Source organism: Streptomyces sp. CC0208 (genome assembly GCF_003443735.1).
Classification (GTDB): Bacteria; Actinomycetota; Actinomycetes; order Streptomycetales; family Streptomycetaceae; genus Streptomyces; species Streptomyces sviceus.
The window spans coordinates 4,367,939-4,393,895 of the sequence record NZ_CP031969.1; the positions used below are offsets into that span (position 1 = coordinate 4,367,939).

The 25,957-nt window shown below is 68.4% G+C and carries 25 protein-coding genes; 2 read left to right on the forward strand and 23 right to left on the reverse strand.

Annotated elements, in window-relative coordinates:
- Window positions 1-75: 75 nt before the first annotated feature.
- The 10 genes from D1369_RS20000 to D1369_RS20045 all read right to left on the reverse strand — a co-directional run bounded on the left by D1369_RS20000 (window position 76) and on the right by D1369_RS20045 (window position 10,177).
- The gene (locus D1369_RS20000) at window positions 76-828 is read right to left on the reverse strand and encodes a transposase (protein WP_237557925.1); all 753 of its coding nucleotides are present in this window, start codon (window positions 826-828) and stop codon (window positions 76-78) included.
- Between the two features lie 225 nt (window positions 829-1,053).
- Window positions 1,054-2,313 carry a GTP-binding protein gene (locus tag D1369_RS20005; RefSeq protein WP_037903491.1) on the reverse strand — a complete coding sequence of 420 codons (1,260 nt, stop codon included), beginning with the start codon at window positions 2,311-2,313 and terminating at the stop codon, window positions 1,054-1,056.
- On the reverse strand, window positions 2,313-3,248 hold the full coding sequence (gene cysD / locus D1369_RS20010; RefSeq protein WP_007383353.1) for a sulfate adenylyltransferase subunit CysD: 936 nt from the start codon (window positions 3,246-3,248) through the stop codon (window positions 2,313-2,315). Before cysD ends, D1369_RS20005 begins: the two co-directional genes overlap by 1 nt.
- Window positions 3,245-3,805 carry an adenylyl-sulfate kinase gene (gene cysC / locus D1369_RS20015; RefSeq protein WP_037900787.1) on the reverse strand — a complete coding sequence of 187 codons (561 nt, stop codon included), beginning with the start codon at window positions 3,803-3,805 and terminating at the stop codon, window positions 3,245-3,247. The genes cysD and cysC overlap by 4 nt, the downstream gene beginning before the upstream one ends.
- A gap of 24 nt (window positions 3,806-3,829) precedes the next feature.
- Complete coding sequence (locus D1369_RS20020) at window positions 3,830-4,714, reverse strand: [LysW]-aminoadipate kinase (RefSeq protein WP_007383351.1); 885 nt, start codon at window positions 4,712-4,714, stop codon at window positions 3,830-3,832.
- 22 nt (window positions 4,715-4,736) lie between these two features.
- The gene (argC, locus tag D1369_RS20025) at window positions 4,737-5,768 is read right to left on the reverse strand and encodes an N-acetyl-gamma-glutamyl-phosphate reductase (protein ID WP_037900784.1); all 1,032 of its coding nucleotides are present in this window, start codon (window positions 5,766-5,768) and stop codon (window positions 4,737-4,739) included.
- 77 nt (window positions 5,769-5,845) lie between these two features.
- A complete protein-coding gene (locus D1369_RS20030; protein WP_063649626.1) occupies window positions 5,846-7,141 on the reverse strand; it encodes an ATP-grasp domain-containing protein in 1,296 nt (431 codons plus the stop codon).
- An 87-nt stretch (window positions 7,142-7,228) separates the two neighbouring features.
- On the reverse strand, window positions 7,229-7,987 hold the full coding sequence (locus tag D1369_RS20035) for an SDR family oxidoreductase (RefSeq protein ID WP_007383348.1): 759 nt from the start codon (window positions 7,985-7,987) through the stop codon (window positions 7,229-7,231).
- A 66-nt stretch (window positions 7,988-8,053) separates the two neighbouring features.
- Window positions 8,054-9,256, reverse strand: coding sequence for an ornithine--oxo-acid transaminase (gene rocD / locus D1369_RS20040; protein ID WP_007383347.1), 1,203 nt, complete (start codon window positions 9,254-9,256; stop codon window positions 8,054-8,056).
- 99 nt (window positions 9,257-9,355) lie between these two features.
- A complete protein-coding gene (locus tag D1369_RS20045) occupies window positions 9,356-10,177 on the reverse strand; it encodes an SAM-dependent methyltransferase (protein WP_162951026.1) in 822 nt (273 codons plus the stop codon).
- A gap of 242 nt (window positions 10,178-10,419) precedes the next feature.
- Between D1369_RS20045 and D1369_RS20050 the strand changes: the two genes are divergently transcribed.
- Together D1369_RS20050 and D1369_RS20055 are read left to right on the forward strand one after the other, a co-directional pair.
- Window positions 10,420-11,373 carry an alpha/beta hydrolase gene (locus D1369_RS20050; protein WP_237557646.1) on the forward strand — a complete coding sequence of 318 codons (954 nt, stop codon included), beginning with the start codon at window positions 10,420-10,422 and terminating at the stop codon, window positions 11,371-11,373.
- A 42-nt stretch (window positions 11,374-11,415) separates the two neighbouring features.
- Window positions 11,416-12,666: an MFS transporter gene (locus D1369_RS20055; protein WP_007383344.1), complete on the forward strand. Its 1,251-nt coding sequence runs from the start codon at window positions 11,416-11,418 to the stop codon at window positions 12,664-12,666.
- A gap of 135 nt (window positions 12,667-12,801) precedes the next feature.
- On the opposite strand, the gene D1369_RS20060 is transcribed toward D1369_RS20055, so the two are convergent.
- The 13 genes from D1369_RS20060 to D1369_RS20120 form a co-directional block, all read right to left on the reverse strand.
- Complete coding sequence (locus D1369_RS20060; RefSeq protein WP_158680139.1) at window positions 12,802-13,557, reverse strand: 4'-phosphopantetheinyl transferase superfamily protein; 756 nt, start codon at window positions 13,555-13,557, stop codon at window positions 12,802-12,804.
- A gap of 133 nt (window positions 13,558-13,690) precedes the next feature.
- On the reverse strand, window positions 13,691-13,921 hold the full coding sequence (locus tag D1369_RS20065) for a hypothetical protein (RefSeq protein WP_007383342.1): 231 nt from the start codon (window positions 13,919-13,921) through the stop codon (window positions 13,691-13,693).
- Between the two features lie 11 nt (window positions 13,922-13,932).
- A complete protein-coding gene (locus D1369_RS20070) occupies window positions 13,933-14,757 on the reverse strand; it encodes an aminoacyl--tRNA ligase-related protein (RefSeq protein WP_007383341.1) in 825 nt (274 codons plus the stop codon).
- 12 nt (window positions 14,758-14,769) lie between these two features.
- The gene (locus D1369_RS20075) at window positions 14,770-15,645 is read right to left on the reverse strand and encodes a diiron oxygenase (protein WP_007383340.1); all 876 of its coding nucleotides are present in this window, start codon (window positions 15,643-15,645) and stop codon (window positions 14,770-14,772) included.
- A 175-nt stretch (window positions 15,646-15,820) separates the two neighbouring features.
- Complete coding sequence (locus D1369_RS20080; RefSeq protein ID WP_037900781.1) at window positions 15,821-17,176, reverse strand: hypothetical protein; 1,356 nt, start codon at window positions 17,174-17,176, stop codon at window positions 15,821-15,823.
- Window positions 17,177-17,223: 47 nt separating this feature from the next.
- Window positions 17,224-18,711 (reverse strand): aminopeptidase P family protein, encoded by a 1,488-nt coding sequence (locus tag D1369_RS20085; protein WP_007383338.1) that lies wholly within the window; start codon window positions 18,709-18,711, stop codon window positions 17,224-17,226.
- Window positions 18,712-18,721: 10 nt separating this feature from the next.
- Window positions 18,722-19,636 carry an ornithine cyclodeaminase family protein gene (locus D1369_RS20090; RefSeq protein WP_106433613.1) on the reverse strand — a complete coding sequence of 305 codons (915 nt, stop codon included), beginning with the start codon at window positions 19,634-19,636 and terminating at the stop codon, window positions 18,722-18,724.
- Window positions 19,637-19,656: 20 nt separating this feature from the next.
- Window positions 19,657-20,913 (reverse strand): aminotransferase class I/II-fold pyridoxal phosphate-dependent enzyme, encoded by a 1,257-nt coding sequence (locus tag D1369_RS20095; RefSeq protein WP_050789726.1) that lies wholly within the window; start codon window positions 20,911-20,913, stop codon window positions 19,657-19,659.
- Window positions 20,914-21,060: 147 nt separating this feature from the next.
- Window positions 21,061-21,990, reverse strand: a complete 930-nt coding sequence (locus D1369_RS20100; RefSeq protein WP_007383335.1) for a hypothetical protein — start codon at window positions 21,988-21,990, stop codon at window positions 21,061-21,063.
- A gap of 31 nt (window positions 21,991-22,021) precedes the next feature.
- Window positions 22,022-22,870 carry an aldolase/citrate lyase family protein gene (locus D1369_RS20105; RefSeq protein WP_007383334.1) on the reverse strand — a complete coding sequence of 283 codons (849 nt, stop codon included), beginning with the start codon at window positions 22,868-22,870 and terminating at the stop codon, window positions 22,022-22,024.
- Complete coding sequence (locus tag D1369_RS20110) at window positions 22,867-23,631, reverse strand: 2-oxoglutarate and iron-dependent oxygenase domain-containing protein (RefSeq protein WP_007383333.1); 765 nt, start codon at window positions 23,629-23,631, stop codon at window positions 22,867-22,869. Before D1369_RS20110 ends, D1369_RS20105 begins: the two co-directional genes overlap by 4 nt.
- Window positions 23,628-24,179 carry a MaoC family dehydratase gene (locus tag D1369_RS20115; protein WP_007383332.1) on the reverse strand — a complete coding sequence of 184 codons (552 nt, stop codon included), beginning with the start codon at window positions 24,177-24,179 and terminating at the stop codon, window positions 23,628-23,630. The genes D1369_RS20110 and D1369_RS20115 overlap by 4 nt, the downstream gene beginning before the upstream one ends.
- Window positions 24,176-25,906, reverse strand: coding sequence for a 2-isopropylmalate synthase (locus D1369_RS20120; protein WP_050789725.1), 1,731 nt, complete (start codon window positions 25,904-25,906; stop codon window positions 24,176-24,178). Before D1369_RS20120 ends, D1369_RS20115 begins: the two co-directional genes overlap by 4 nt.
- Window positions 25,907-25,957: the final 51 nt, after the last annotated feature.

Below are 25,957 nucleotides of genomic sequence, written 5' to 3' on the forward strand. Positions count from 1 at the left end.
CATACCCCGCGAGCTCGCCGAAGCTCGCCACGGCGAGGCGTCTTGTGACGCTTCGTTCAAGTGGCAGCGTGCTTGTCAACACCTCAGCTCTTTGCGCAGCGCTCCGGTGCCCGCTGTGTCCTGTCCATACGCCGCGGCAAGCAGTGCAGGCAGCTGTCGGGGGCCTCGTAGGTCTGGGTGCCTACTGCCGACATCGCGATGGATGCCATGGCCGAGCCCGACTGCGCACAGCGCACCACGTCCATGTTCGGAGCCATGGCGGCCAGATAACCGGCGTGGCCAGCTGCGGTTTCGTACGGAAGGCCGCAGCGGGGCCCCTCGGCCCCTGGGCGAAGTGATGGGCAGGGGTGTAGGAGTCGTGTGCAGCGGGTGGTAGACGCGGCCGTCGGTCCACACGGTGGTCACCGTGACGATGCCGTGGTCCGTCTTGCCGTTCCGGCCCAGCCACTGCCGGCCAACATGCGCGGTAGCAGTGCCGTCCTTGGGGTCCCCGGAATCGTCGATCCCGATGACCCCGCTGTCGTGCGGAGCCGTAGCCGACTCCTCGCTTAGCAGCTCAAGCCGCCGGTCGTTGATCTGCTCGGCCTCCCAGGGCGACTCGGACAGGAAGAACTGCAGCCACTGCGCCCCCAGCATCTCCGCACTGGTCACCGGTTCCGCCCCTGCCAGGCAAGTCATCGTTTTCTTCCGCTCCCGCGATGCCAACAGCCTGGTCAGGCAGTCGCGAAACCCTCGCCGCTGCGCCAGCCTGAAGAAGAGGTCGTCGAACCGGCCCTCGTACTCCTCCAGCGGCCCCGGCGGGGGCGGACACGGACGGCGAGCGGCCATCTTCAACCTCGGCAAGGAAGTTGGCTCCTAAACAGCGGCCTACGACCAACTGGAGCGGCACCGTCAACCCACGTCACCATCGGACTTGACGAACTGCCGGTGATCGCTTCCCTGCCGGAGAAGTGCCTTGGACATAGCCGAGAGCCTGCGGGCGACAGGCCGCGGCCCCGTGACCGCCGTTTCGGACCTGTCCATGAGGACGTGTGGCATCCCGTCGGACGTGGCTCACCCAACGCCGTCTGCCATGCCGGCCGCCAGCGTCGTACCGTCCGCCGGGTCGATGAGCAGGAAGGAGCCGGTACGCCGTGACTGTGCGTACGAATCCAGCGCCAACAGCTCGGCCGTACGCACCCGCACCCGGCCGATGTCGTTGGCGAGCAGCTCGCCGGGCGCCGGCTGCTGCGAAAGATCGTCCAGGGCGAGCCGCGACGGAATCTCCTCGATGATCGCCTTGACCGTGCGGGTGGTGTGCTTCAGCAGCACCCGCCGGCCGGCCGTCAGCGGCCGGTCGGCGAGATGGCAGACGGTCGCCTCGACATCGCGCGTGAGAGTGGGCGCGACGGCCGTCGGCACGATGAGATCGCCACGCGAGACGTCGATGCCGTCGCGCAGCCGCACGGTCACCGACTGGGGAGCCCACGCGCAGTCCACGGCCCGGCCGAGCAGGTCGATGGCCTCAACGGTGCTGGTGCGGCCGGACGGAAGCACGGTGACCGGCTCGCCGACGCACAGCGCGCCCGAAGCGACCTGGCCCGCGTAGCCGCGGTAGTCGGGGTACTCGGCGGTCTGCGGGCGGATGACGTACTGCACGGGCAGGCGCGTCGGCTCCTCGTCCGGGCGGTGGCCGACCGGCACGGATTCCAGGTGCTCCAGCACCGTCGGGCCCCCGTACCAGTCCATGCTCCTCGACGGCTCGACCACGTTGTCCCCGGCGAGCGCCGAGACCGGGATCGCGGTGACCTCCAAGACGCCCAGCTCACGCGCGTACGCGCCGAACTCATCGGCGATGGCGGCGAAGACGGATTCCTCGTATGCCACGAGATCCATCTTGTTGACGGCCAGGACCACATGGGGAACGCGGAGCAGGGCCGCCACGGCGACATGGCGCCGGGTCTGCTCGACCACCCCGTTGCGGGCGTCGACCAGGACCACGGCCAGGTCGGCTGTGGAAGCTCCGGTGACCATGTTCCGCGTGTACTCAACGTGCCCCGGCGTGTCGGCGAGGATGAATCGCCGCCGCGGCGTCGCGAAGTACCGGTAGGCGACGTCGATGGTGATGCCCTGCTCCCGCTCGGCGCGCAGGCCGTCGGTGAGCAGCGCCAGGTCCGGCGCCTCCTGACCGCGTGAGCGGGAGACGCGTTCCACTGCCTGGAGCTGATCGGCGAGGACCGACTTGGAGTCGTGCAGCAGCCGGCCGACCAAGGTGGACTTCCCGTCGTCCACCGATCCGGCGGTGGCGAAGCGCAGCGTGTCAATGGCCGTCATCAGAAGTACCCCTCGCGCTTGCGGTCTTCCATGGCGGCTTCGGAAAGCCTGTCGTCGGCGCGGGTCGCGCCCCGCTCGGTGAGCCGGGAGGCGGCGATCTCGGCGATCACGGCGTCCAGCGTGGTGGCGCCGGAGTCGACGGCGCCGGTGCAGGACATGTCACCGACCGTGCGGTACCGGACCAGTCGGGTCTCGACGGTCTCACCGTCCTTCGGCCCGCCCCAGTCGCCGGCGGCCAGCCACATGCCGTCGCGCGCGAACACCTCGCGCTCGTGTGCGAAGTAAATCTCGGGGAGCTCGATGTGCTCTCGGGCGATGTACTGCCACACGTCCAGCTCGGTCCAGTTGGACAGCGGGAAGACGCGGACGTGCTCGCCTGGCGCGTGCCGGCCGTTGTACAGGTTCCACAGCTCGGGGCGCTGACGGCGCGGGTCCCACTGCGAGAACTCGTCGCGCAGCGAGAACACCCGCTCCTTGGCCCGGGCCTTCTCCTCGTCCCGGCGCCCGCCGCCGAAGACCGCGTCGAACCTCTCCGCCTGGATCTTCTCCGTCAGCGGCACCGTCTGAAGGGGGTTGCGCGTTCCGTCGGGGCGCTCGCGCAGCTTGCCGGCGTCGATGTACTCCTGGACCGAGGCGACGTGCAGCCGCAGCCCGTACTTGGCCACCGTCCGGTCGCGGTACTCCAGGACCTCGGGGAAGTTGTGCCCGGTGTCCACATGCAGCAGCGAGAAGGGAATCGGCGCAGGGGCGAATGCCTTCAGCGCCAGGTGCAGCATGACGATGGAGTCCTTGCCGCCCGAAAAGAGGATCACTGGGCGTTCGAACTCGCCCGCCACCTCCCGGAGGATGTGGACGGCCTCGGACTCCAGCGTGTCCAGGTGGGAGAGCGCGTACGGGTTGTCGGTGTGCGGGCGGTCCGCCGCGACCGTGGTCATGCCAGTCCTCTCTCTTTGAGCACTGCGTGCAGCGCCGTCGCGGATTGCGCGGCGGTCTGCTGGTGCGCCTCGATCCGCAGATCCGGGTTCTCCGGGATCTGGTACGGGTCGTCCACGCCGGTCAGGCCGGAGATCTCACCGGCCGCCTGCCGGGCGTACAACCCCTTCACATCACGCGTGCGGCACACGTCGACGGGGGTTGCGACATGGACTTCGACGTAGGGGATCGCGCTGCTCGCGTGGCGTTCGCGTACGGCCGCGCGGCTGTCCGCGTACGGGGCGATCACCGGCACCAGAGCCATCACGCCGTTCCGGGCCAGTACCTCGGCGACCAGGCCGATGCGCTTGACATGGATGTCCCGCTCCACCCGGCTGAAGCCGAGCCCGGCGGACAGGGAGGAGCGGATTTCGTCGCCGTCCAGCACTTCGACCCGGCGTCCCTCGGCACACAGCCGCCCGGCGAGTTCATGGGCGATCGTGGTCTTGCCCGCGCTCGGCAGCCCGGTCAGCCAGACCGTCGCACCGGGCCGACACGTGCAGAACTTCTGTGGGGTCATCAACCCCTCCTTTTCGCAGTCGTGTCAGGCGGAGGCCCGGGGGACGTCCGCGGCCTGCGCAGGGGACGGCACGCCGGGCCTCGCGCCGGAGATGTGCACCGTGGTGCCGGCCCCGTCGAGCGCCCGGCTGACGGGTTTGGACGTGCGTCCGTCCGCGATGCGCACGGTGGTGACTCCGCCGGCCAGTGCTTCGCGCGCGGCGATCAGTTTGAGCGCCATGCCGCCCGTGGCGGACGGGGCCGGTGGTCCGGTGGGAGCCGTCCCGTAGGTGCTCCGCACGCTGGTGGGGTCGTGGGGGTCGGCGAGCACGCCGGGCGCGCCGGTGAGCAGGAGGAGCTGGTCGGCGCCGAGTGCCGCTGCCAGCGCTGCTGCGGCGCGATCGGCATCGACGTTGACGGGGCGACCCTGTTCGTCGATGGCGGGCGGTGAGACCACGGGTACGTACCCGGCGCGCAGGAGCGTCTCGGGAAGTTCGGTGCGTACCGTGGCGATGCGGCCGCTGTGGTTGTCGCGGATGAGGACGGTGCGGCCGTCGACGACGGCGCGGACGGCGGACTTGCGGCGGGCGCGGAGCATGTCGCCGTCCATGCCGGTGAGGCCGACCGAGGGCACCTTGTGGCGGGCGAGTTCCGCCACGAGCGCGGGCTTGACCGCACCGGCCAGGGCGAGGACGACCACTTCAAGGGTTTCCGGGTCGGTGTAGCGCGTGGTGACGTTGTCCGGGGCGACGAGGGTGCGCTGGGCGACGCCGAGTCTGCCCGCGAGGCGCCCGATCTCGCCGGAGCCTCCGTGCACCAGGAGGATGGAGTGTCCTTCGTGGACGAGACGGGCGACGTCGGCGCAGATGCCCGCGGCGTCCACGGCCGGATTGCCGCCGCATTTGACGACCGTCAGCGGTTTGGTGGTCACGCTCTCTCCGGTGGTCCGGGATTTACAGGGGGTGCAGGCCGGGGAAGGCCAGGCCGAGGGTCTCAGGCCAGCCCATGCGGATGTTGAGGCACTGCACGGCGTTGCCCGCGCCGCCTTTGACGAGGTTGTCCAGGGCGGCGATCGTGGTCAGGCGGCCGAGGTCCTCGTCGAGGGCGTAGCCGACGTCGCAGTAGTTGGATCCCAGGAGGATCTTCGGATCGGGGTAGCGGAAGGTGCCGCGCTGGTGTGCCACGACGCGGACGAACGGCTCCGCGGCGTACTGCTCGCGGTAGGCGCGGCGCACGGCCGCCTTGTCCACGCCGGGGCGCAGGGTGGCACGACCGATGGTCTGGACCCCGCGAACCGCTTCGACACCGGTGGCGGTCATCGCGGCCGGCAGGCCCAGATGCTGGGAGATCTCGGCCTCGTGCCGGTGGCCGGTGGGCGCGAACACCCGCATGGAGTTGCTGCGTTCGGCGTGCAGGTTGGCCTGGCCGGCGGTGGCACCCGAGCCGCTGGACCCGGTACGGGCGTCGAACTGCGCCCCTCGCTCGGGATCGATCAGATCCCGTGCCGCCAAGGGGTACAGAGCGAGCACGCCGGCCGCGGCCATGCAGCCGGGAACACTGATCAGGTCTGCGGTGCGCAGCTGTTCGCGGTGGAGTTCGGGAAGGCCGGGTACGAAATCGCCGAGCAGGTGGGGTGCTTGGTGCTCCTCACCGTAGTAGCGCCGGAAGACCTCGGCGTCGCTCAGCCGGAAGTCGCCCGTCAGATCGATGACGAGTTTCGCGCGCTGGGTCCACTGCTCGACCTGTGTCATCGCGACCCGGTGCGGCAGGGCCAGGAACACCGCGTCGCACTCGCCCACCTGGTCAGCCGAGCAGAACAGCAGATCCGTGGCGGACCGCAGATTCGGATGCACCCCGTCGACCCGCTTGCCCGGGAATCGCGAGGAGACCGCGCCCACCACCTCGATCTCGGGATGGCCTATCAGCAGCCGCAGCAATTCTCCGCCGATATAACCAGCCGCACCGACCACCGCCACCCGGGTCACGAACAGACCTCCTTCGTCGACATGTTCCGTTTTCCCACCATGGGCCTTTCTCCCAGGGACCTTCTTCAGTCACCGATTCAGGCCGGATCGGCCAGGGTCTGCTCCGAAACCGGGTGCCCGGTGTAGAGGTCACGTTCGATTTCGCGCAACTTCTCGTAGTCCGCGCGGAGCTGTGCCGGGTCGTCGGAGATGAGAATCACGTAACCCGGTTGCGAGGGGAAGTCGACCGTCCGAGTCAGCGGCTGACCTTCCGGGTGCATCAGAACGGTATGGGCCCAGGACGGCAGCGCGCGGATGACGCCCATGTCCTCATGGGCGGGTGCGACACCGTGGTCGTCGGGGTTGACGAGGTGCACGTAGAGGGTGTGCCCCAGCAACCGGTGCAGGCTGGCGGGCAGGCGGTTGAACTCGTCGGGTCTGGCGACCGAAAAGGCCAGGAGATCGATCTGGTTGGCGGCCATGCTGCGGCTGAGGATCTGCGGGGCCGCGCCGCCGCCGAGACGGCCGGCGCACTCGACCAGCACCGGACCGTCGGCGGTCATCATGATCTCGGCATGTGCGGCGCCGTTGTGGATCTCCAGCGCGTCGAGCACCTGGTGGCAGTAGGACTCCAGCGCCTGGGCGTCCGGATCGTCGGGCGACAGCGGCTCGACGTAGTCGTGGATGATGTGTCCGCCGGGAATGCGGCGTTTGCAGTACCGCCAGATCTCGGCCGTGTGATGCCGGCCGTCACGGCTGACCGTGTTGACGAAGTACTCGGTGCCGGCCAGGAACTCCTGGGCGAGCACCGCTGTGTTGATCTGCCCCTGGCGGTTGGTGCTGCTCCTGATCCTGTCGTGGGCGGCGCGGACCTCTTCCGCTGACGCACAGGCCATGACGTTGTCCTGCCCGGCGCTGGCAACCGGCTTCAGAACGACCGGGTAGCCCACGGTCGTCTCGGCCCACTCGATGATCTCGTCGGCGTCGGACGAGAGGATGGTGGCCGCGTGCCTGAGGCCGGCGTCGCGTACGGCCAGGACCATCTCGTACTTGTTGCGGCGGCAGGTCGGCCGGCTCATCCCGTTGCCCGGAGTACCGAGTTCCGCGTTGAGCCGATCGGCCAGTTCGACGCCCGACTCGCCACCGGCGATCACGCAGTCGATCTCCCACGCGCGAAGCGCGGCGACCGTGGCCGCGAGGTCGCCCTCGTGCCTGATGTCGTCGGCAAAGCCTTCGGGGAACTTCAGTTTCACCATGTTGACGTCGGGTTCGGGTGACCGGACGTGCACACACTCCACGCCCTCCCGGTTCAGCGCGGGGACCAGTAGGTTCCCTGCCGAGTAGGCGTCGACGAGAGCCACTCGTGTCGTGGGGGAGCGCAAATCGGTTGCCATCGTCAGCTACCTCCGAGCAGGGGGCTGTTGTCGTGGTCGGAATGGTGTGGGGTGGTGCACCGGCGCCGCGCGGTGCGGTCCGCTGGTCTACGCCTGGCCCCGGGGCCGCAGCCGTAGACCATGCATGCCGTTGTCCACGGCGAGCACCGTGCCCACCGAGGCGCTTGACAAGGGGCTGGCCAGGTAGGCGATCGCCCCCGCGACCTCGTCGGCCGTCACCAGGCGGCCCGTCGGCTGGAAGGCGTCGAGCGCGGCCCGGGCCGCCGCCGGGTCCGCTGCCTGCTGCAGCGACCTGCCGATCCAGGGGGTGTCGGCGGAGCCAGGGGCGACGCAGTTGACCCGGATGCCCTCGCGGACGTGATCGGCCGCCATGGCCAGCGTCAGCGCGTACACCGCCCCCTTGCTGGCCGAGTACAGCACCCTCTGCTCCACCCCGGCCCAAGCCACGATCGAGCAGGTGTTGACGATCGACGCGGCGGGTGAGCGGCGCAGATGCGGTATCGCGTGCCGTGCGACCCTGACCATTCCGACCACGTTGACGTCCAGTACGCGCGACCACTCGTCGTCGTCGTTCGCGGTGACGTCGCCGACAGCGCCGATCCCGGCGTTGTTCACGACGACGTCCAGCCTGCCGAACCGCTCCACCACGGCGTCGACGGCGGCTTTCACCTCGGCGTCGTCGGTGACGTCGGCCTGGACGCCCGTGATGCCGTCCGGCAGCCCTTCCGGTTTCAGATCGAGAGCGGCGACCGTGGCTCCCCTACTGCTCAGCAGCTTCGCCGTGGCCAGCCCGATTCCCGACGCACCGCCGGTGACGACGGCGACCAATCCCGCGAAGTCACTCATGAATCCTCTCCACTCCACTCGGTGGCAAAGCCGCTTCGTCCCGGCGGGTGCCTGACCGGGCCCGGTTCACCCCAGTACGTCGGCGATGATGTCGACGCCCAGGTCGATCTCCTCGCGCGTGACGACCAGCGGGGGCGCCACCCGCAGGTGGCCCTTGGCCTCCTTGCACAGCAGACCGCGTTCGGCCAGCTCCTCCGTCACCCGGCGTCCGGCCACACGCTCTTGCGCAAGCTGGACACCGGCCCACAGGCCGCGCCCCCGGACCTCCGTCACGCCGTCCAGCTCGGCGAGGCGGGCGTGCAGGTGCGCGCCCAGTTCGCGGGAGCGGGCCTGGAACTCCCCGGTGGCCAGGAGCCGCACCGCCGCGCGGCCGACCGCGCACGCCAGAGGGTTGCCGCCGAACGTCGAGCCGTGGTCGCCAGGTGTGATCACGCCCAGCACGTCGGCGCGGCCGACCACCGCCGACACCGGCAGGAGCCCGCCGCTGAGGCTCTTGCCAAGGGTGTACATGTCCGCCCGGACACCTTCGTGGTCCAGCGCCAGGGTCGAGCCGGCCCGGGCCATTCCGCACTGGACCTCATCGGCGACAAACAGCGTGTTGCTCTCGTCGCACAGCTCCCGGACCTCGCCAAGGTAACCCTTCGGCGGCACGATCACACCGGCCTCGCCCTGGATGGGTTCCAGCAGAACCGCCGCCGTGTTCCCGGTGATCGCCGAGCGCAGCGCGTCGATGTCGCCGAACGGCACGACCTTGAAGCCGGGCGTGAACGGGCCGAAGCCGGCACGATGGCTGGCCTGCGTGGAGAACGAAACGATGGTCGTGGTCCGGCCGTGGAAGTTGGCGCCTGCCACAATGATCTCGGCGGCTCCATCCGGCACGCCCTTGACCTGGTAGGCCCACTTCCTGGCGATCTTCACGGCCGTGTCGACGGCCTCGCCGCCGGAGTTGGACAGCAGCACCGTCTCGGTGCCCGTCAGCTCCGCCAGTTCACGACAGAACGGTCCGTACTGATCGTGGTGGAACGCCCGGGTGCTCAGCGTCATCCTGTCGAGCTGCGCCTTCGCCGCGGCCACGAGTTCGGGGTGCCCGTGGCCGAAGTTGCTCGCGGAATACCCACCGTGGAAGTCGAGATAGCGCCGGCCCTCCACATCGGTCATCCAGGCACCCTCCCCCTCGGAAAGCACCACCGGGAACGGCACGGAGTCATGAGCTCCCCAGCGCTCGGCGAGGCTGATGTGGTCCTGAGCGGAGAGGACGTCCACAGGCATGGCGAAACTCCTCGTGCAAGCTCCCTGCCGGAGCCGCTGTCGTAGGGATGGTCCTGCTGGATCTGCCGTGGCTTGCGCGCGTGCGTCATGGAGCCGCCGCTACGCCTTGCGGCCGACTCCGGCGTAGATGGCGAGGTCGGACTGTTCTCCGGACATCCCCTCAGCGGGCTGCCATCGGGCTGCGGGCACCACACCGGGCGCAACCAGCTCGAAATCCCCGAAGAATTCGGTGACCTGCGCTCGGGTGCGGGGATACATGTCCTCGAAGGCGCGTTCCAGCGTCTCCGCGTTGTTGCGGTCCGCCCAGGGGATGTCGCCCGCGATGTGGGAGACCACCAGATAGCTTCCGGAGGGCAGGGATTCACGCAGGACTGCGGTGATCCCTTCGGGATCGGCGTCCTCCGGCACGAAGTGCAGGACCGCGGCCAGCACACAGGCCACCGGGCGGCCGGACCGGATCAACTTCTGGATGGCCGGCTGGGCCAGCAGCTCCTCGGGGTTTTGAATGTCGGCCTGGACGAAGTCCGCCCCCTTCGTGCCGGCGATGAGGGCGCGCGTGCGCTGACCCACCGCATGATCGACGTCGCAGTAGACGACGGAACCCGAGGGTGATGCCGACAGGGCGATCTCGTGCGTGTTCGGCGAAACGGGGAAGCCGGAGCCGATGTCGATGAACTGGTCGACACCCTGTCGGCTCAGCCAGCGCACCGCCCGCGAAAGGAAGAACCGGTTCTCCTGCATGGCCGCAAGCAGGTCGGGCGCCTGCAGTCGAATCCAGGCACCGGCCGACCGGTCGGCCTCGAGACCGCTGTCACCACCTATGAAGTAGTCGTATACGCGTGCGGATTCACTGCCTCCGGCAGGTCGCTGAGTCACATTATCTATGGTCATGGCGCGACGTGCTTCCCCTCGACGATCCACTTCTGTCGACCCCTGGCAGGTCGCCCGGCAGGAAAAGAGTGGCACGCACCGCGGGTGCACCGGAGTAAGCAAGAGGCTTATCCACCGCGGAGAAATTTCAACGTACCGTGTCCTGGCGGACGAACCTGCCGCAGATGCGTGATCGGCCTCCGTATCGAAGCATCGAGGCGCACCGTTGACACCTAAATGCTGGGGGATTGATGCCGCTTCATCCCGTCGTCGAGGGAATCAGAAAGTTTCGCATGGCAACCGGGTTCACTCCGCTCTACACCATGTCGGTGGAGGAGGCCAGGAAAGCGGACAGTGAAACCGAGGCCGAAATCTGGGAGTGGATCAAGCAGCCCGAAGAGATATTCGACCTGGATATCGAAGGCCCGGTCGGCCCGCTGACCCTCAGGGTGTACCGCCCCCAGAAAGAGTGCGACGAGCCGCTTCCCGTTCTGGTGTACTTCTTCGGCGGCGGCTTCGTCGTCGGTTCGCTGGACACCTCGGAGGCGATCTGTCGCGCACTGGCCGCCATGGTTCCCTGCGTGGTCGTTTCCGTGGGCTACCGGCTGGCGCCCGAACACCCCTTCCCTGCCGCCACCGAGGACTGCTATGCCGCCGTGCAGTGGGTGGCGGAGAACGCGTCCCGGTTCGGTGCGGACGGCGAGCGGATCGCGGTCGCAGGGGACAGCAACGGCGGAACCCTGGCCGCGGCGATATCGCTGATGGCCAGAGACGCCGACGGGCCCCGGATCTCCGCCCAGGTGCTCATCTACCCGGCGATGCACCATGGATCGGCGACGGACTCCATGCGTGACAACAAGGACCCGATGTTCTTCAACGGCCACTCGGTCCCCTGGTTCTGGAACCTCTACCTGGCCGATCCCGCGGACGGCGCCTCGCCCTACGCTTCACCACTCAACGCGACCGACCACAGCGGACTTCCCGCGGCACTGATGATCACCGCCGAATTCTGTCCGCTGCGCGACGAGGGCGAGGCCTACGCGAATATTCTCTCGGCCGCGAACGTACCGGTGGAATACCGCCGGTACGAGGATCTTCCCCACGGCTTCATGTCCATGGCCGCAGTACTCGACAAAGCCAGGGAAGCACTGGACGAGATCGTCGCATTCCTGCGTCGGCGGCTGACCGTGGCCGACATGGAGGAAACCGTCTCGACTGCTGATCGGAGTAATGATAGCCATGCATGAACCGACCGCGAACCGAGGTGCAATGTGAGCATTTCGGAAACCCTGTCACAGACGGAAACAGAGCCGGCGCCTGCCGCCCCGCAGAAACCGGTCGGCGGCCGCAACACAGCGGTCCTGGTCGGCTTCACCGCCGTGACCAGTCTCGCCGACGGCGTCATGAAGACGGCCCTGCCGTTCCTCGCGGCGCAGCTCACCACTTCCCCCACCCGGATCACCGCGGTCTCGATGACGCTCACACTGCCCTGGTTGCTGATCGCACTGCACATCGGTGTGCTGGTCGATCACTTCGACCGGCGTCGGCTGCTGTGGGTGGCGAACGGGATGCGGATGGCGATAATGGGCTGGCTCACTCTCTCCGCCCTGGGTGACGGCGTCGGACTTGCCCAGCTCTTCATCGGCGGCGCGGTCCTCGGCGTCGCCGACGTACTCGCGTCGATCTCCGCGTCCGCCCTGGTCCCCGCGGCGATCCCGGAGGCGGGCCGGGAACGGGCCAACGCCTGGATGCTCGGGGCCGAGACCGTGGGATTCGAGTTCGCCGGACCGTCCATCGGTGGCCTGCTGCTGGCCGCGGGGACCGCGTTGGCGCTGGGGGCCATCGGCATCTCGTACACAGTGGCAGCGCTCGCGCTGCTTGTGCTGGTGGGCCGGTTCCAGGCGGCCGGGCGCGCCCCCGGAGCGGCTCCCGGCTCGGTCGGCAGCCGGATCGTCGAAGGGCTGCGCTTCATCTGGCAGAACCGGGTGCTGCGCACCCTGATGCTGGTCGTGGCCGTACTGAACGCCACGTGGGGCGCATGGCTGGCGCTGTTCCCGCTGTACGCCACGCAGACCCTGGCGCTGAGCCCGCAGCGGTACGGCTTCGCGCTCAGCGCGCTCGGCATCGGCGGACTGACCGGCACGCTGGTGGTGGCTCCGCTGAACCGGCTCCTGGGCCGGCGCTGGGCCATGTTCGCCGCTCCCTTCGGCACCACCAGCCTGGTCGCCCTGCCCGCCTTGACCACCAGTCTGTGGGCAGTGACGGTCGGGGCCTTCCTCGGTGGTATGGGAGGCACTCTCTGGACCGTCAACGCCCGCACCATCACCCAGCGGCTGGTTCCCGACGAGATGCTCGGCAGGTTCAGCGCCACGTTCCGCTTCGCCGCCTTCGGCGTCCTGCCGCTGGGCGCCGGCCTGGTGGGCGTGCTGGCCGAACTCATCGACGCACGACTGGCCTTCGGGGCGTTCGCGCTGGTGACGACGGCGACCTTGGTGCCCTTCTTCAGGAACATCACCCCCTCGGCGCTGGGATCGCGCTGAGTCGGACCGCCAGGCCCTGCGTGACGTCGACCGCCGACCAGGCGGCGGACGGCCCGGGGAAAAAGAGAGACCTTCCGGCCCGTCGGGCGAGATGTCCTCCATCTCGACTGGCGGGCCGGAAGGTCTGGTGCTGTGTCAGCCCCGTGCCGGCGAACGCAGGCCGGGAACCAACCGAACGACGTCGTCGACGAGTTCCGCGCCACTGCGCACGGACAGGGACGGCCGGGGTCCGCGTATCGCGAGCGATCCCACGTACGGGGCGGGCAGCACGAGGTCGCACAGAGCGAAGTCCTCCGGGCGGCCGAGCTCCTCGGGGAGCGCGACCGGCGTCGAGTCGAGGATTTCGACGCGCCTCGGGTGGATCTGCAGGCCTTTGCCCACGGCCTTCAGCAGGGCTTCCTTGCGCGTCCACAGGCGCGCGAAGTCAGCGTAGCCCCGGCAGGCCGCGCGCTCGCGCTCCGTCAGCGCCGACGTGGGCGGCCGCTCGCCCGCAGTGGCGTCCTCGATGTCGACGCCGACAGCCCGGTCCGATACGGCCACCACGGCGAGCCCCCCGACGTGCGAGAGCGAGAAGTCGGGTCCGGCGTCCGCGGTCTCCACGACCGGTTTCCCATGGGTGCGGTCACCGCAGTGGGCGCAGGTCCGGTCGAAGCCCAGCGCCGCCGGATCCACGCCCATTCTTTCGCCGAGGACCAGCCGCGTCAGAACCCACGCGGCGAGGAAACGCTGCCGGTCCGCCTCGCGCAGGATCCGCCGGCTGCGGACGCGGTCGCGGTCGTCCAGGAGTACGGCGAGCGACTCGGGCACCTGGTCCACGCCGACGTACCAGACGTCGGCCGCGGACACCGCGTTCCGGTCCGCGGCCGGCACTGTCTGCAGCGGTCCTGCCATTGTTCTCGGCCTCCGGCTCGGGTGGCTCTGTGGGCGGCCACGGCGAGATCGCGTGGCCAACGCCGCATGGAGCGCAGTGGACATGAGCACGGTGTCCACGACGCTCCTGCGTTCCCGGCATCGAGTCGTTCCGTCAGCCCACCGGCATGAGGAACTTCGCGCTGATCCGGTCGAGCGTACGGAAATCGCTGACGTCCAGCGAGCCGACATCGATCGGCTCTCCGGACAGCTCTTCCAGCAGAGCGATGAACTCCAGGAACGAGACCGAAGCGATGAGCCGGGATTCGATCAGATCGGTGTCCCCGGTGATCTCCGTCTGCAGATCCGGGTTCTTGGACCGGATCCAGTTGATGACTTCCTCCATACCATTTCCTCCTAAACTACGGGCTCGTTGAGCGCGGCGAGCGCCCGCTGAGGGTCGCCGTGCACCTGCAGTACGGCATGGACCCAGCGCTCCACACCGAAAGCCAGGCAGCCGCTGTAGGCGTCCTCGTCTCCGAAGGAGATGCCCAGACGCTCACCGAAGAAATTGCGGTGCCGATTGACCGATGCGATGGCCGTCCCGTCGTCCGACACGAACTCGAACTTCACGGGATCCATCTGGTTGAGCAGCGCCCGCGATCCGCTTCCGAGGTAGAACGGATCCGTCGCGGGCTCGTGACGGACCTTGATCCCCAGCCGGTCGGCCAGGCCCAGCACGAGCTCGGTGGCCCGGGTCAGGTGGTCCACCACGCCTTCCCTGCTGCCGACGTAGAGCGCTTCACGCATGTGGAAGGAACGCAGCCGGCGCAGGCCGTCGTAGTGGTCCTCGTTCCTGAAGCAGCGGCCGATCGAGGTGATGACCTCCGGCGTCTGCAGACGGCGCCCCGCGAGACTCAGGAGCAGGCCGTAACAGGTCGCCGTGGGAAGGCAGTTGCCGGTCGGAACGAGAGTGTTCTCGCCGGACGGAGCCGTGGCCTCCCCGCGCGCCAGGACACCGCGGGTCTCGTCCGTGAGCGTGGCCACGGGCAGCGCGAGGTGCGGGAAGTTGCGGAAGAAGTCGAGGCGCGCCAGGTCCTCCACGGGGAGCAGCGCCGGGCCGGCCACCGGCCGAGCCCCCAAGGTGACGGCGATCTCCCGGAAGCGGGCCTCCAGGGCATCGAAAAGGGCGACCTCCTCAGATTCAAGAACCGTGATTCCAGGGGCGACAAACGCCGGCATGAGGATCTCCCGTCAGCGGAACAGACCGATGCGTCGATAGAAGTGGTTGGTTCGTTTGGTGATGCGGGCCGTGATCGCCGCCCTCGCCGGGTCGGCGATGACAGCGGCTCGAAAACGTGCCGGATTGGGGATACCGGCATCCTGGTAGGCTTCGCGGCTGTAGAGCATCTGGATGATCAGATCGATATATCCGCGCAGGTACCGGGCGACCTCTTCGATTTCTTCGGCGGAGTGCTTCCGCCGCACCTCGTCGAAGAGCGCCGACACCAGCTTGCCGCCGAAAGCGATATGCCGGGACTCGTCCCGGTGGTGGATGCGGTTGACTTCGCGCACCGTTTCCGGGAGGTTCTCGTCGGCCGCCATCTTGGCGTTGAAGTAGTCACCGATCTGCTCGAAGATGAGTATCTGACTGAAGACGATGAAGTTGTTCATCTCCGGCGAGCGGTCATCTGTCGGAAACACCATGCGCCGGTCCGGATAGATACGGCCGGCATACCGCAGACAGAACTCGGCGAAGAACCACATGTGCTCGTTCTCTTCACCGATGAAGTGGTGGAAGTACGGCGTGGGGATCTCGTAGCCGGGGGTGTGGATACGGCGCATCACCTCGATGAGCAGCTCCCTGATGCCATGGGCAATCAGGCTGTAGAGGTTGACGCTTTCCCATCGCGAGAGCTCGATGAGCTGTTCCCGACTCAGTTCGTGTTCCGCGGGCGTGCCGTGAACGGACAGCAGCTCCCGGCTCATCCACAGGTCTTTGGGCTCGATCGATTCGGGCCACTGGAAGGTGCGGTACGGATTGTAGTAGTCATCGACGGAAACGTCGATCAGCCGGTGCACGGCTCGGGAGAACTCTTCCGTCCACTCGATTGTCGTCGGGGCTGACACGTGACCTCCGCATTAGGACCATTGGTTGACCGGCCGACACCACCGGTTGCCGCGCCTGGAAGAACGCTACGACCGGGTCGGCGTCAGGAGCGTCCGCAACGATTTCATTCGCGGAGACCCAGTGCGTTGACGTTTCTCCCCCGCCGCTAGGCGCCCGGCTTACCCCGAAGGGGACCTACTGCCGGCATGTAATCGGGCCGACCTGGAATCCGGACCCGACCAGTGCTCCCTGAAAGTGGTTGAGCACATCCTTGCCCGCCTCGGCGGGCGCGCAGCGGGTGAAGAACCCACCGTGCCCGCAGGCCATCATGACCGCTCCCCAGCTCACGATCCAGGGCCTGGACCCGCCGTCCGGCTCGGGGAAAGGCTCGGCGACCGGATGGATGCGCCGCTGCAGCACGTAAGGACCGTCCATGGCTTCGAGCAGCAGCTTGCGCCACTGGTCCGAGGTGACGTCGGACGACCAGCCCGGAACGACACCCTGACCGCCGTGCAGCAGGGTGGGCTTGAGGATGAGCTCGTGCTGCTCGGTCAGCGCGTGATCCAGCAGCGAGGTCTCCGTACCGTCCTCGAGGATGACGGACCCCGATGTCACCGGTGAGGTCCAGGGAAGCAACCGGTCGATGACATCCAGCTCCTGGGCCGAGAACAGATGCCGGTGTGCCCGGTTGGAGAGCATGGCCAAAGAGGCCTTGCTGCCGTACAGCTCCGACTCCAGCGAGGTGAACATGCGCACCTCGCCGTCTTCCAGCGCCCCGAGCAAGGGCTCCATCAGCGCGTCGGCGTCGTCCGAGAGGAGGTCCTCCATGAGGAACTGCCGGTAGACGATGTCGATGGGTCGGTCCTCAAGCCACAGCCTTCCGTCCCGCCTTTCGAGCTGCCCGACATGACACGGGCGGGCCTCCAGTCCGTAGTCGCCCCACCGCTTGCACATGGCGCTCATGTACGGCTTGTTCACCGCGAAGTGTCGGGGCCATTCCACGTGTGCGACGAACGGTCGGGCATCGGGCGCCAGCCCCATCTCCGCCCGGACCGTACGGACCTGCTCCGTCAGCGAATGGACGTGCTGAAGTCCTTCCTCCGCGGCGAACCGGCTGAACTCGCCGTCCTCGAGGAACCCGCGGCAGATGTCCAGCTCGAAACCGATCGTGCCGCCCATGTTGAATTCCATGAGGCGGAAACCCGTCCGGTCCTGGTAGAGATCCGCCCGCCCCATTCGCGTAGGCGGGTTCGGCACGCCGGCGGAGGCCCGCTCGATGGCGCGTATCTGCACGTCCTCCATTCCGTTGGCACGGGCGAACGCGGCGAGATCCCCGTCGAACAGAAGGCCCGGAAGACGGAAGAGCGCATCGCGCAGCACTTCCAGGTCCCGGTGCAGTGCCTGGGTCTGTGCCGCGGAGAGGAACACCGGACGCGGCGCGTACGCCTCTCCGTAGGAAGCACGGCCGGCTTCGGTCCTGAGGACAGGTCCCTGCAGTCGTCCCCCGATCCGCTCCAGGTACTTCTCGGTCAGTGCGTGGTCGCGTGACATTTTCTCGGCACTCCTTGTTTTCCGGTGGGACAGCGGTGAACCGCCGGTCAGACGTCGTCGATGCCCGGTTCCCGCGGGCCGGCCTCCCGCTGGTCGGCGAGCCAGGCCTCGACCTCGTGGGACTCCGTGGGGAGCGCCTCGGTCAACACACGGTGGCCGCGGGCAGTGACCAGCACGTCGTCTTCGATCCGCACGCCGATACCGCGCAGCTCCTCGGGTACGAGCTCGTCGTGCGGCTGCAGATAGAGGCCGGGTTCCATGGTCAGTACGTGGTTCTCCCGCAGCACACCGCTGCCGTAGGCCTCCGGCCGGGCGTGTCCGCAGTCGTGGACGTCGAGGCCGAGCATGTGCCCGAAGCCGTGCAGCGACCATCGGCGGTATGCGAGGGAGGACGGGTCCATCGCCTCCTCCACGCTGCCCTTCAGGAGGCCGAGCGAGAGCAGCCCCTCGGCCAGGACGCGCATGCAGATCTCGTGGATCTCGGCGAAGGCCGCGCCAGGGGCCAGCGCCGCCAGCCCTGCGTTCCGCGAGGCGTACACGATGTCGTACACATCGCGCTGGGCCGGGGTGAACGTCCCGGAGACGGGCAGTACGCGGGTGACGTCCGCGGTGTAGCAGTTGTTGTTCTCGATGCCCATGTCCATCAGCAGGATCTGCCCGGGTTCGACGCTGCCGTCGTTGCGTGCCCAGTGCAGGATCGTGGAGCGGGGTCCGCCCGCTACGACGGAGCTGTAACCGAGGGCGTTGCCGTCGACGCGGGCACGCCAGGAGAACACCCCCTCGATGTACCGCTCGGACGTCGGGGCGTCGGACCGCAGTCGCCGGGCGACGTCCTCGAAGCCGCGGACCGTGGCGTCCACCGCGTCCTGGATCTGGGCGAGTTCCCACTCGTCCTTCTCCATCCGCAGCTCGCCGAGCACGCTGGCGAGCAGGGCGTCGCGGCCGGTGTCGCCGGGGGTCACGGGCAGCATGCCGGACTCGAGGCCGCCGTCGATGCCGGGGTCGTAGCCGCGTAGGACCCGCAGCCGGGCCGAGGAGGCCACCGCGCTCAGCACCGCGGGCAGCTCTTGCAGCGGGCGCGTGTCGATCGCCAGGATGGCGGCCTTCTCCTGTGGGGAGTTGCGCCGGCCGACCCAGATCTCGCCGTCCATCCGGTCGAGGTACTGAGCACCGGACTCCGCGTTCGAACGCGGGCGTGTGTAGAGGACGGCGTCGTGTCCGCCGGCCGTCGGGTGCATCACGAGCACCGAGTCGGGCTCCTGATCGCCGGTCAGCCACAGAAAGTCACTGCCCGCCCGGAAGGGGTAGGGGGAGCCGAACGTGCGCGAGTGGATGGTGCCCGTGGGGATCACCAACGTGTCGCCCGGGAACGCCGCCGAGAGCAGGTCCCGGCGCCGGGCGAGGTGCTTCACCTGGGGAACAGGGGTGAGATCTGCCTCCTCGGTGCGCCAGCCGGTCGTCATGAAGTCGAGGAATCGCGGGGGAAGCGCACGGTCGTGGCCGCCCGAGCGCTCTTCCCGTCCTATGTTGGCCAAGCTCTTGTCCTCATCCGTGTGTGGTCGGTGCTGCGCCGTGGTCGATCACATGGGCGCAGGTGATCAGGTCCAGGTAGGCGCACCCGGTGGACGCGAAGACCGTCCGCCGTTGTGCGAAGCCGGCCGAGCCGGGCCCGAGCAGGACGTCCAGTTCCACGGCCGCCGCGTGGCTCTCGCCGGCCTCGGCGATGGCCGTGGCCAGGTCTTCGACGATCACGACGCTGGTACGCAGGAGTTCGGCGGGCAGCTCGCGGGATTCGGTGGTGTGCGCCCCCATGCAGTTGATGTGGGCATGGGCGGGCAGGTCCGCCGAGATCGGCAGCGGTACCGCAGACGTGGTCGCGGTCGACAGGATGTCGACTCCCCGGCTCGCCTCTTCGGCCGAGTCGCACACCACGACCTCGACCGCGGCTCCGTCGGCGCGCGCCATGGTGGCGATGTCACGGGCGAACGCCGCTGCCCGGCGTCCGGTACGGGAGAAGACCCGCACCTCGGCGAGGTCGCGCACCGCCGACACCCCGAGGAACTGCTGCCGGGCCTGGACTCCCGACCCGATGATGCCCAGCACCCGGCTGTCCCGGGCGGCGCACCGATCGGTCACCAGCGCCGTCACGGCCGCGCACTTCACGTTGGTGACGGTCTCCCCGTCCAGCGTGCCGAGGTGGCGGCCGGTGGAGACGGAGAACATCGGCACCCGCGCGGTGACGGTCGCGCCCCGGTCCGCGACGGGGGTCGCCACGATCGTGGCGACCTTGTTGATGTAGAGGTCGTGGTCGGGCGAAACGGCGGGCATGGAGATGAACTTCGCGCCCGCCGCGTCCTCGATGGTCTCGCGCGGCGGAACAAGCATCCGCGTCACGGATCCGCTGCTCAGGGCTTCGCCCATCGCCTCGGCCAGCGAGCGGACGAACCGGGCGGACGACATGCGCTCCGTCGCCGTCGCCGTCACAGGAATCCGTCCAGCACGTCCTGGAGGGTGTCGACGAACTTCTCGGTCATCGCCGTGGTCATGTCGCCGCGCAGCATCAGCCGGATGCCGGCCTGCCCACGCGGCACCACCGGGAAGAACATCGCCGAACAGTAGTAGCCGCGCCGGTAGAGCTCGGTGGCCAGTTCCACGGCCCAGTCGTTCTCGCCCACGGTGACGAACTTGATGTGCGATCCGACACCGCGGATCGGCCTGTTGCTCATCCGCTGGTCGAACAGCGCGATGTTCTCGGCCAGTTGGCGCTGGCGCTCGCCGAGTTCCGGAGACCGGTGGACGGCGATGCTGCCCAGGGTCGTCCCGATGGCAGCGGTACGCAGTCCCTGGGACCAGCCCATCGGGCCGGACCGGTAGAGGAAGTCGAAGACACTCGACGAGCCGAGCATCGCGATCCCGCCGGTGGAGCCGAACGCCTTGGCCGTGGAGGCGACGATCATGGTGCGTTCGTCGAGTTCACGGAACACCGACCGGGCATAGCCCTCGCCGTTCGGGCCCTGGGTGGACAGGGCGTGGGAGTCGTCCATGTAGACGTACATGCCGTACTTCTCCTGCAGGGCCCTGATGCCCTCCAGGTCGGCGAGGCCGCCCGTGGAATAGGCGCCCTCGCAGACGTAGGCGACGCGCGGGTACTTGCGGCACACGTCTTCCAGGAAGTCCATGTCGTTGTGCGGGGAGGTGAGCACGAGCGTCTCGTCGGCCACGACCGGTTTGAGGAAGTTCATCGAGAAGTGCGCGAACCGGTCGAAGACGACGACCAGGGGATCGGTCCCGGTGATATGCCCGGACGCCAGCAGCGGCAGCACCGCCGCGCTGATGACCCCGCAGGAGATCGAGGGCAGCACGGGCGTGCCGAACAGCGCCGAGAGCTCCTCCTCGAGGCGGTGGGCCGCCTCCAGGCGGATCCGGAACTCGGCCATGGCCAGCCCGGTGACGTTCTCGGTCCGCAATGCCTCGACGCCGCTCTCGACGACTGTCGGATGGCTGTTGAGGCCGAGGTAGGAACAGGAGGCGAGGTTCAGGAACTCATGCCCTGTGCGTACGTCGCGCAGCCGGTTCTGGCCGCCACTGGCGTCGACCCGGATGTCGAGCATGCCGTGCGCCGCGGCCAGCTTCCAGGCTGCCTCGCCCGCCGGGACCATGCGCTGGTTGTTGCGGAACCGGTGCGGTCCCATCGTGGTGTTGTAAGGGGGGTCGATCACGGTGTCGCGGGTATGCATGCGTCTCCTCGACGGGGCGGATGGGAGGGAGGGGACGGCAGGCGCGGGCGCTCACAGGAAGGGCGGAGCGGCGTGGCCGTCGCCGGCCGGGCTGCGGCGGGTGCTCGGCGCCGGCCGGCCTGATCCCGGTTCGCCCCGCCGTCGCCGTCAGTTGCCTCGGACGGACGGTCCCTGGGCCGCGAGGACGCCGTCCACGCCCCGGTGGTAGCGGTCGTGGTCCGAGGTGTGCACCTCGGGCACCTTGACGTTGACCTCGGGGATGTCGAGACGGTAGTGGCGGTACCAGTTGTTCAGGTTCTGTCCGTCCGCGAACTGCAGCTCCATGTGGCGCAGCGGGCGCTTGCCGGGCTTGTCGGAGTCGATCAGCCGCGGCATGGAGCCCGCGTGCGCGAGCCCGCCGTCGACCTCGTTGTTGAGGACAACCATGATCATGTCATTGAGGAGGTCGCAGTCCACGACGACCGCGTGGTCGGCGAGGATCGCCTGGACATGCTCCTGCTTGACCGCGACGTTGTAGCTGTGCGGCATCAGCTCGATGAGGTCGGCCGGGGCGACGCCCGTCCGGACGCAGTACTCACGGGTGTTGCACACGATCGGCCGGCCGCCGTCGATGTTGGTGTTGGGGCCGTAGACGTTGGCGATGAACGTCGTTGCGGCATCGAAGTGCACGCACTTGGTGGTGAGGAACTCACGCGACTCGGTGTGGTCCGAATTGGGTGTGAAGCTGGTGTTCTTGTTGAACCCGTCCACGTCCATGCTCGCCACCTGGTCGTAGTCCATGACGAGCGGGGTGTGCTTCGCGAGGTCGGTCTGCGCGGTGAAGGAGCGGAATATCGCCTCGAGGTAGTCACGCGCCGCCGCGGCCTCGGCCTCGTCGTGGATGTCCTTGCCGTGCTTGGCCAGCAGCGTGCTGAGGCCGTGGCACACCGCCAGACCGGCCCCCTTCGCGACCAGTTCCTCCAGTCGGGCGGTGAGGTCGGCCGGCACGGGGCCGAACCGGCCGTCGACCAGCTCGACCTCGTAGTCGGAGATGTCGACCATCGCCTGCTGCGCGAGGTCCTTCATCGAGATGCTCACTGTGCTTCCCCTCGGGTGACGGTGTTCGGTTTCAGCGGACAGGACGTGCGATGCCGCTGTGCAGCGCGATCGTGCGCCGGGCTTTCAGGACGAAGGGCGGCGCGAGCACCCGGTCCTTGCTGACCGCGAAGCCGGCCTCGTCGGCCTCGTAGTCCTTGATCGTCTGGTAGTGGCGGTCCAGTTCTCCGGGTGAGGTGCCGAACGTCTCGACGATGACGTCGACCTGCTTCGGATGGATGGCCGCCTTCCCGGTGTAGCCGCACTGCTTCGCCACCTCGCTCTGGGCAAGGACGACGTCCATGTCCCACAACTCGAAGGAGTTTGTGTCGATGACCGGCAGGCCGTACCGCGATGCCGCCACACACATCCGGGCCCGCGCATGGGCAAGGTAGGACTCGTCCGGTGCCCACATCTCGGCCACCAGGTCGGCTTGTCCGAAGCACAGCCCGTCGCTGACCGCCGCTATCTCGAATGCGTTCTCGACGGCGTCCACCGTCTCGATGAAGCTGCAGATCTCCGGCGGATCGGACAGGTGGGACAGGAGCGAGCGGTAGATGGCGACATCGCGGGCGCCGCAGATCTTCGGCACCAGCACCGTTTCCACGGGCAGACCGCCGATCCGCCCGTCGAGCGCGAGCAGCGTCTGGATGTCAAGCAGGCCGTCCGGCGTCTCGATGCTGTTGATGCGCACCCATACGCCGGCATGACCCGTCCCCGTCAGATCTACTTCGCCGAGCCGCTCGCGGGCGGCGGGCTTCGCCTGTTTCGGGACGGAGTCCTCGAGGTCCAGCACCAGCGCGACCGACTCGCGCGGAACGTTCTTCAGCAGCTTGTCGACGCGCGACGCGGGGACGTAGAACAGGCAGGGGTGAACCTTCACGACCGGACCTCCTCCCGACCGAAGAAGGCGTTCAGCCTCTCCAGCGAGAAATCCTCGTAGGGGGCCGGCTCGTACGCGTCCGGCTGGGCCTGGGTGTACGTCGGGAACCACTCGATGACAGCGTCGTCGTAGCCCGGCTTGAAGAGCGCGATCGACTGTCGTGACCGGTCGCCCTCGCCCGCCCGCTGCGCCGCAGCATGTGCCTCGTGCGACCAGCGGACCTTGAGGTTCCCGGTGCTGACGATGAACCAGTCCCTGCCGGGGACGTCCACGTCGATCCAGTTGCCGGCCGCATCGCAGAGCTGCAGCCCTGGGCCGTCCTTGGTGAACAGTGTGATCGACGCGCCGTCGACGAACTCGCCCAGTCCCAGCGCCACGGTCAGCATCCCGGTGACCCGGTCGGCGACGACCCGGCACGCGGCGAAGTAGGTCTTGAGCGCGTCGCGCAGTGCGATGCCCCGCTTGTCGGCCGGGAAAGGAAGGTGCTCGGAGCCGTCGAGCACGAGCCGCCCCATGCCGGACTTCTCGGTGCACTTGGCCGGCCCGTCCTCCCTGCCGGTGTACGGGCAGGCCCTCCCCGGCGCCTGCCCGAAGAAGTCGTGGGCCAGTTCGTAGGCGTCGTCGAAGACCTTGCGGTCGATGCCGTGGTCGTGCACGACGAGGAATCCGGTTTCGGTGCAGGCCCGGAAGATCTCGGCGGAAATCCTCACCTCGTCCTGCTGCTCGGCCTGGGCCAGACTGATCACGGGAATGTCGGTCATGGACGCTTCCTGTCTCGAAACGATGGCCCGGCGGCGGGATCCTCCGGGTCGCGCATGGTGGCCAGCACGGTGCGGTCGAACGCGATGACCTGCACTCCGTCCTGGTTGCGACCCACCGTGTGGACCGTGACGACGCCCTCGCCGGGCCGGGTGGCGGAGGGGCGCTTGGAGACGATCGTGGTCTCGGCGTAGAGCGTGTCCCCGACGAACACCGGGGCGCTGAGCCGGACCTTGTCCCAGCCGAGGTTGGCGACCGCCTTCTGGCTGATGGTCTTGACCGTCATCCCGTTGACGATCCCGAACGTGACCAGGCTGGACACCAGCAGCTTCTTGAACGGGGTCTCGGACGCGTACTCCTCGTCGATGTGGAGGGGGTGCTGGTTGAGGCAGAGCAGCGAACTCCAGACGTTGTCGGTCGTGGTGATGGTGCGGCCGGGCCGGTGCTCGAAGACATGGCCGACGACGTAGTCCTCGTAGCTCAGGCCGGAGTCCTCACGGAAGCGCCCGGGTTCGAGTTCCACGTACGGCGTCGGTATCGGGTCGTTCACCGGGCTCCCTCCCGAGCTCCGGTCAGCTGCGGCACGGACCCGCCGTTCCCTGGCCGGGCCCCGCTGCGGTGCAGGGCCGACAGCACCGCCCGCACGGTCGCCTCGCCGGCGGTCGCGCCCAGTCCCGCCCCCCACACCGGCTCGTGCGCCACGAACAACTGCGCATAGCAGACGTGGCGTGCACCGGAACCCGGCCCGCCCTCGTCGCGGACCAGTTGCTCCACATGGGCGTCCACGCCGTACGCACGGGCCGCGGCCAGCAGCGCCTCGGCCGGGTCGTCACCGGAGGCGGGCGCCGTGAAGCCGGCCCAGTCACCGGCATCGCAGTACTCGGCGCGGAAGACGTCCCAGATCCGGCCCGGATCCACCTCGGTACCGGAGAGATCGGTGACCCGCTGCACAACGCGGGCGAACTCGGCACGCAGCGCGACGGGCAGTTCGATCCCCCAACGTGTGCGCAGCACATGGGCGATACCGCCCTTGCCCGACTGGCTGTTGACCCGGATGACCGCCTCGTAACTGCGACCGAGGTCCTGCGGATCGACCGGCAGGTAGGGCACGTCCCACGGCAGTTCCGCGGCCGGGACTCCGGCGGCTGCGGCCTGGTCCTCCAGGTGCAGCAGTCCCTTGGCGATGGCGTCCTGGTGGGTGCCGGAGAAGGCGGTGAAGACGAGATCGCCGGCGTACGGATGCCGGTCCGGCACCGGCATCCGGTTGCACTCCTCCGCGGCGCGGCGGACGGACGGGATGTCGGAGAGGTCGAGCTGGGGGTCGACGCCACGGCTGAACAGGTTCAGCGCCAGCGTGATCAGGCAGACGTTGCCGGTCCGCTCGCCGTTGCCGAACAGCGTGCCCTCGACCCGGTCGGCCCCCGCGGCGAGCGCGAACTCCGCCGCGGCCACCGCGGTACCGCGGTCGTTGTGCGGGTGGACGGAGAGGATGATGCCGTCCCGTCGGTCCAGATTCCGGCTCATCCACTCGATCTGGTCGGCAAACACAGTGGGCGCGTGCATCTCCACCGTGCTGGGCAGGTTGAGCGTCAGCGGGCGCTCCGGCGTGGCCTCGACGATCTCGGCCACCGTGTTCGCGATCTCCAGGGCGAACTGCGGCTCGGTGACGTTGAACGTCTCCGGCGAGTACTCGAACCGGATGGCACCGTCGGCCCGGTCGGCCAACCGCACCAGACGCTGCGCGCTCTCCTGGGCCAGCGCCATCACCTCGGACGGCGTCTTGCGGAACACCACCTCGCGCCACAGGCACGCTGTGGCGTGGCAGAGATGAACGACGGCGCGGTCCGTGCCCCGCACGGCCTCGAAAGTGCGGTCGATCAGCTCCGGGATGGCCGGGGTGAAAACCGTGACGGTGACATCGTCGGGAATGTGGCCGCCGGTGATGAGGTGACGCACGAATTCGAACTCGGTCTCACTGGCCGAGGGATAGCCGATCTCGATGTCCTTGAACCCCAGGCGGACCAGCAGGTCGAACATCTTCCGCTTACGCCGCAGGTCCATCGGGTTGGCCAGGGCCTGGTTGCCGTCGCGCAGGTCCACCGAACTCCACAGCGGCGCGTGCGCGGGTGCGCGACCGAGCCAGGTACGGGTGCCGGGCTCCAGGAGTTCCTGCGGCTCGGCACGCTGGTAGCGGTGAACCGGCATGCCGGACTGTTGCTGAGCGTTCCACCAGGGCTGTGTGTGCAGCCGCTGGTCCGCCGATGTCTTCGTCTTCATGAATCCCCTTGGCTCATTGCTGTTCCAGCAGTTCTCCAGTCGGCGGTTCAC

Coding starts and splice junctions, on each gene's coding strand:
- D1369_RS20000 (WP_237557925.1), bottom strand. CDS start 828: ATGGCCGCTCGCCGTCCGTGTCCGCCCCCGCCGGGGCCGCTGGAGGAG.
- D1369_RS20005 (WP_037903491.1), bottom strand. CDS start 2,313: ATGACGGCCATTGACACGCTGCGCTTCGCCACCGCCGGATCGGTGGAC.
- cysD (WP_007383353.1), bottom strand. CDS start 3,248: ATGACCACGGTCGCGGCGGACCGCCCGCACACCGACAACCCGTACGCG.
- cysC (WP_037900787.1), bottom strand. CDS start 3,805: ATGACCCCACAGAAGTTCTGCACGTGTCGGCCCGGTGCGACGGTCTGG.
- D1369_RS20030 (WP_063649626.1), bottom strand. CDS start 7,141: ATGGCAACCGATTTGCGCTCCCCCACGACACGAGTGGCTCTCGTCGAC.
- D1369_RS20035 (WP_007383348.1), bottom strand. CDS start 7,987: ATGAGTGACTTCGCGGGATTGGTCGCCGTCGTCACCGGCGGTGCGTCG.
- rocD (WP_007383347.1), bottom strand. CDS start 9,256: ATGCCTGTGGACGTCCTCTCCGCTCAGGACCACATCAGCCTCGCCGAG.
- D1369_RS20050 (WP_237557646.1), top strand. CDS start 10,420: ATGGCAACCGGGTTCACTCCGCTCTACACCATGTCGGTGGAGGAGGCC.
- D1369_RS20060 (WP_158680139.1), bottom strand. CDS start 13,557: ATGGCAGGACCGCTGCAGACAGTGCCGGCCGCGGACCGGAACGCGGTG.
- D1369_RS20065 (WP_007383342.1), bottom strand. CDS start 13,921: ATGGAGGAAGTCATCAACTGGATCCGGTCCAAGAACCCGGATCTGCAG.
- D1369_RS20070 (WP_007383341.1), bottom strand. CDS start 14,757: ATGCCGGCGTTTGTCGCCCCTGGAATCACGGTTCTTGAATCTGAGGAG.
- D1369_RS20080 (WP_037900781.1), bottom strand. CDS start 17,176: ATGTCACGCGACCACGCACTGACCGAGAAGTACCTGGAGCGGATCGGG.
- D1369_RS20090 (WP_106433613.1), bottom strand. CDS start 19,636: ATGTCGTCCGCCCGGTTCGTCCGCTCGCTGGCCGAGGCGATGGGCGAA.
- D1369_RS20095 (WP_050789726.1), bottom strand. CDS start 20,913: ATGCATACCCGCGACACCGTGATCGACCCCCCTTACAACACCACGATG.
- D1369_RS20110 (WP_007383333.1), bottom strand. CDS start 23,631: ATGACCGACATTCCCGTGATCAGTCTGGCCCAGGCCGAGCAGCAGGAC.
- D1369_RS20120 (WP_050789725.1), bottom strand. CDS start 25,906: ATGAAGACGAAGACATCGGCGGACCAGCGGCTGCACACACAGCCCTGG.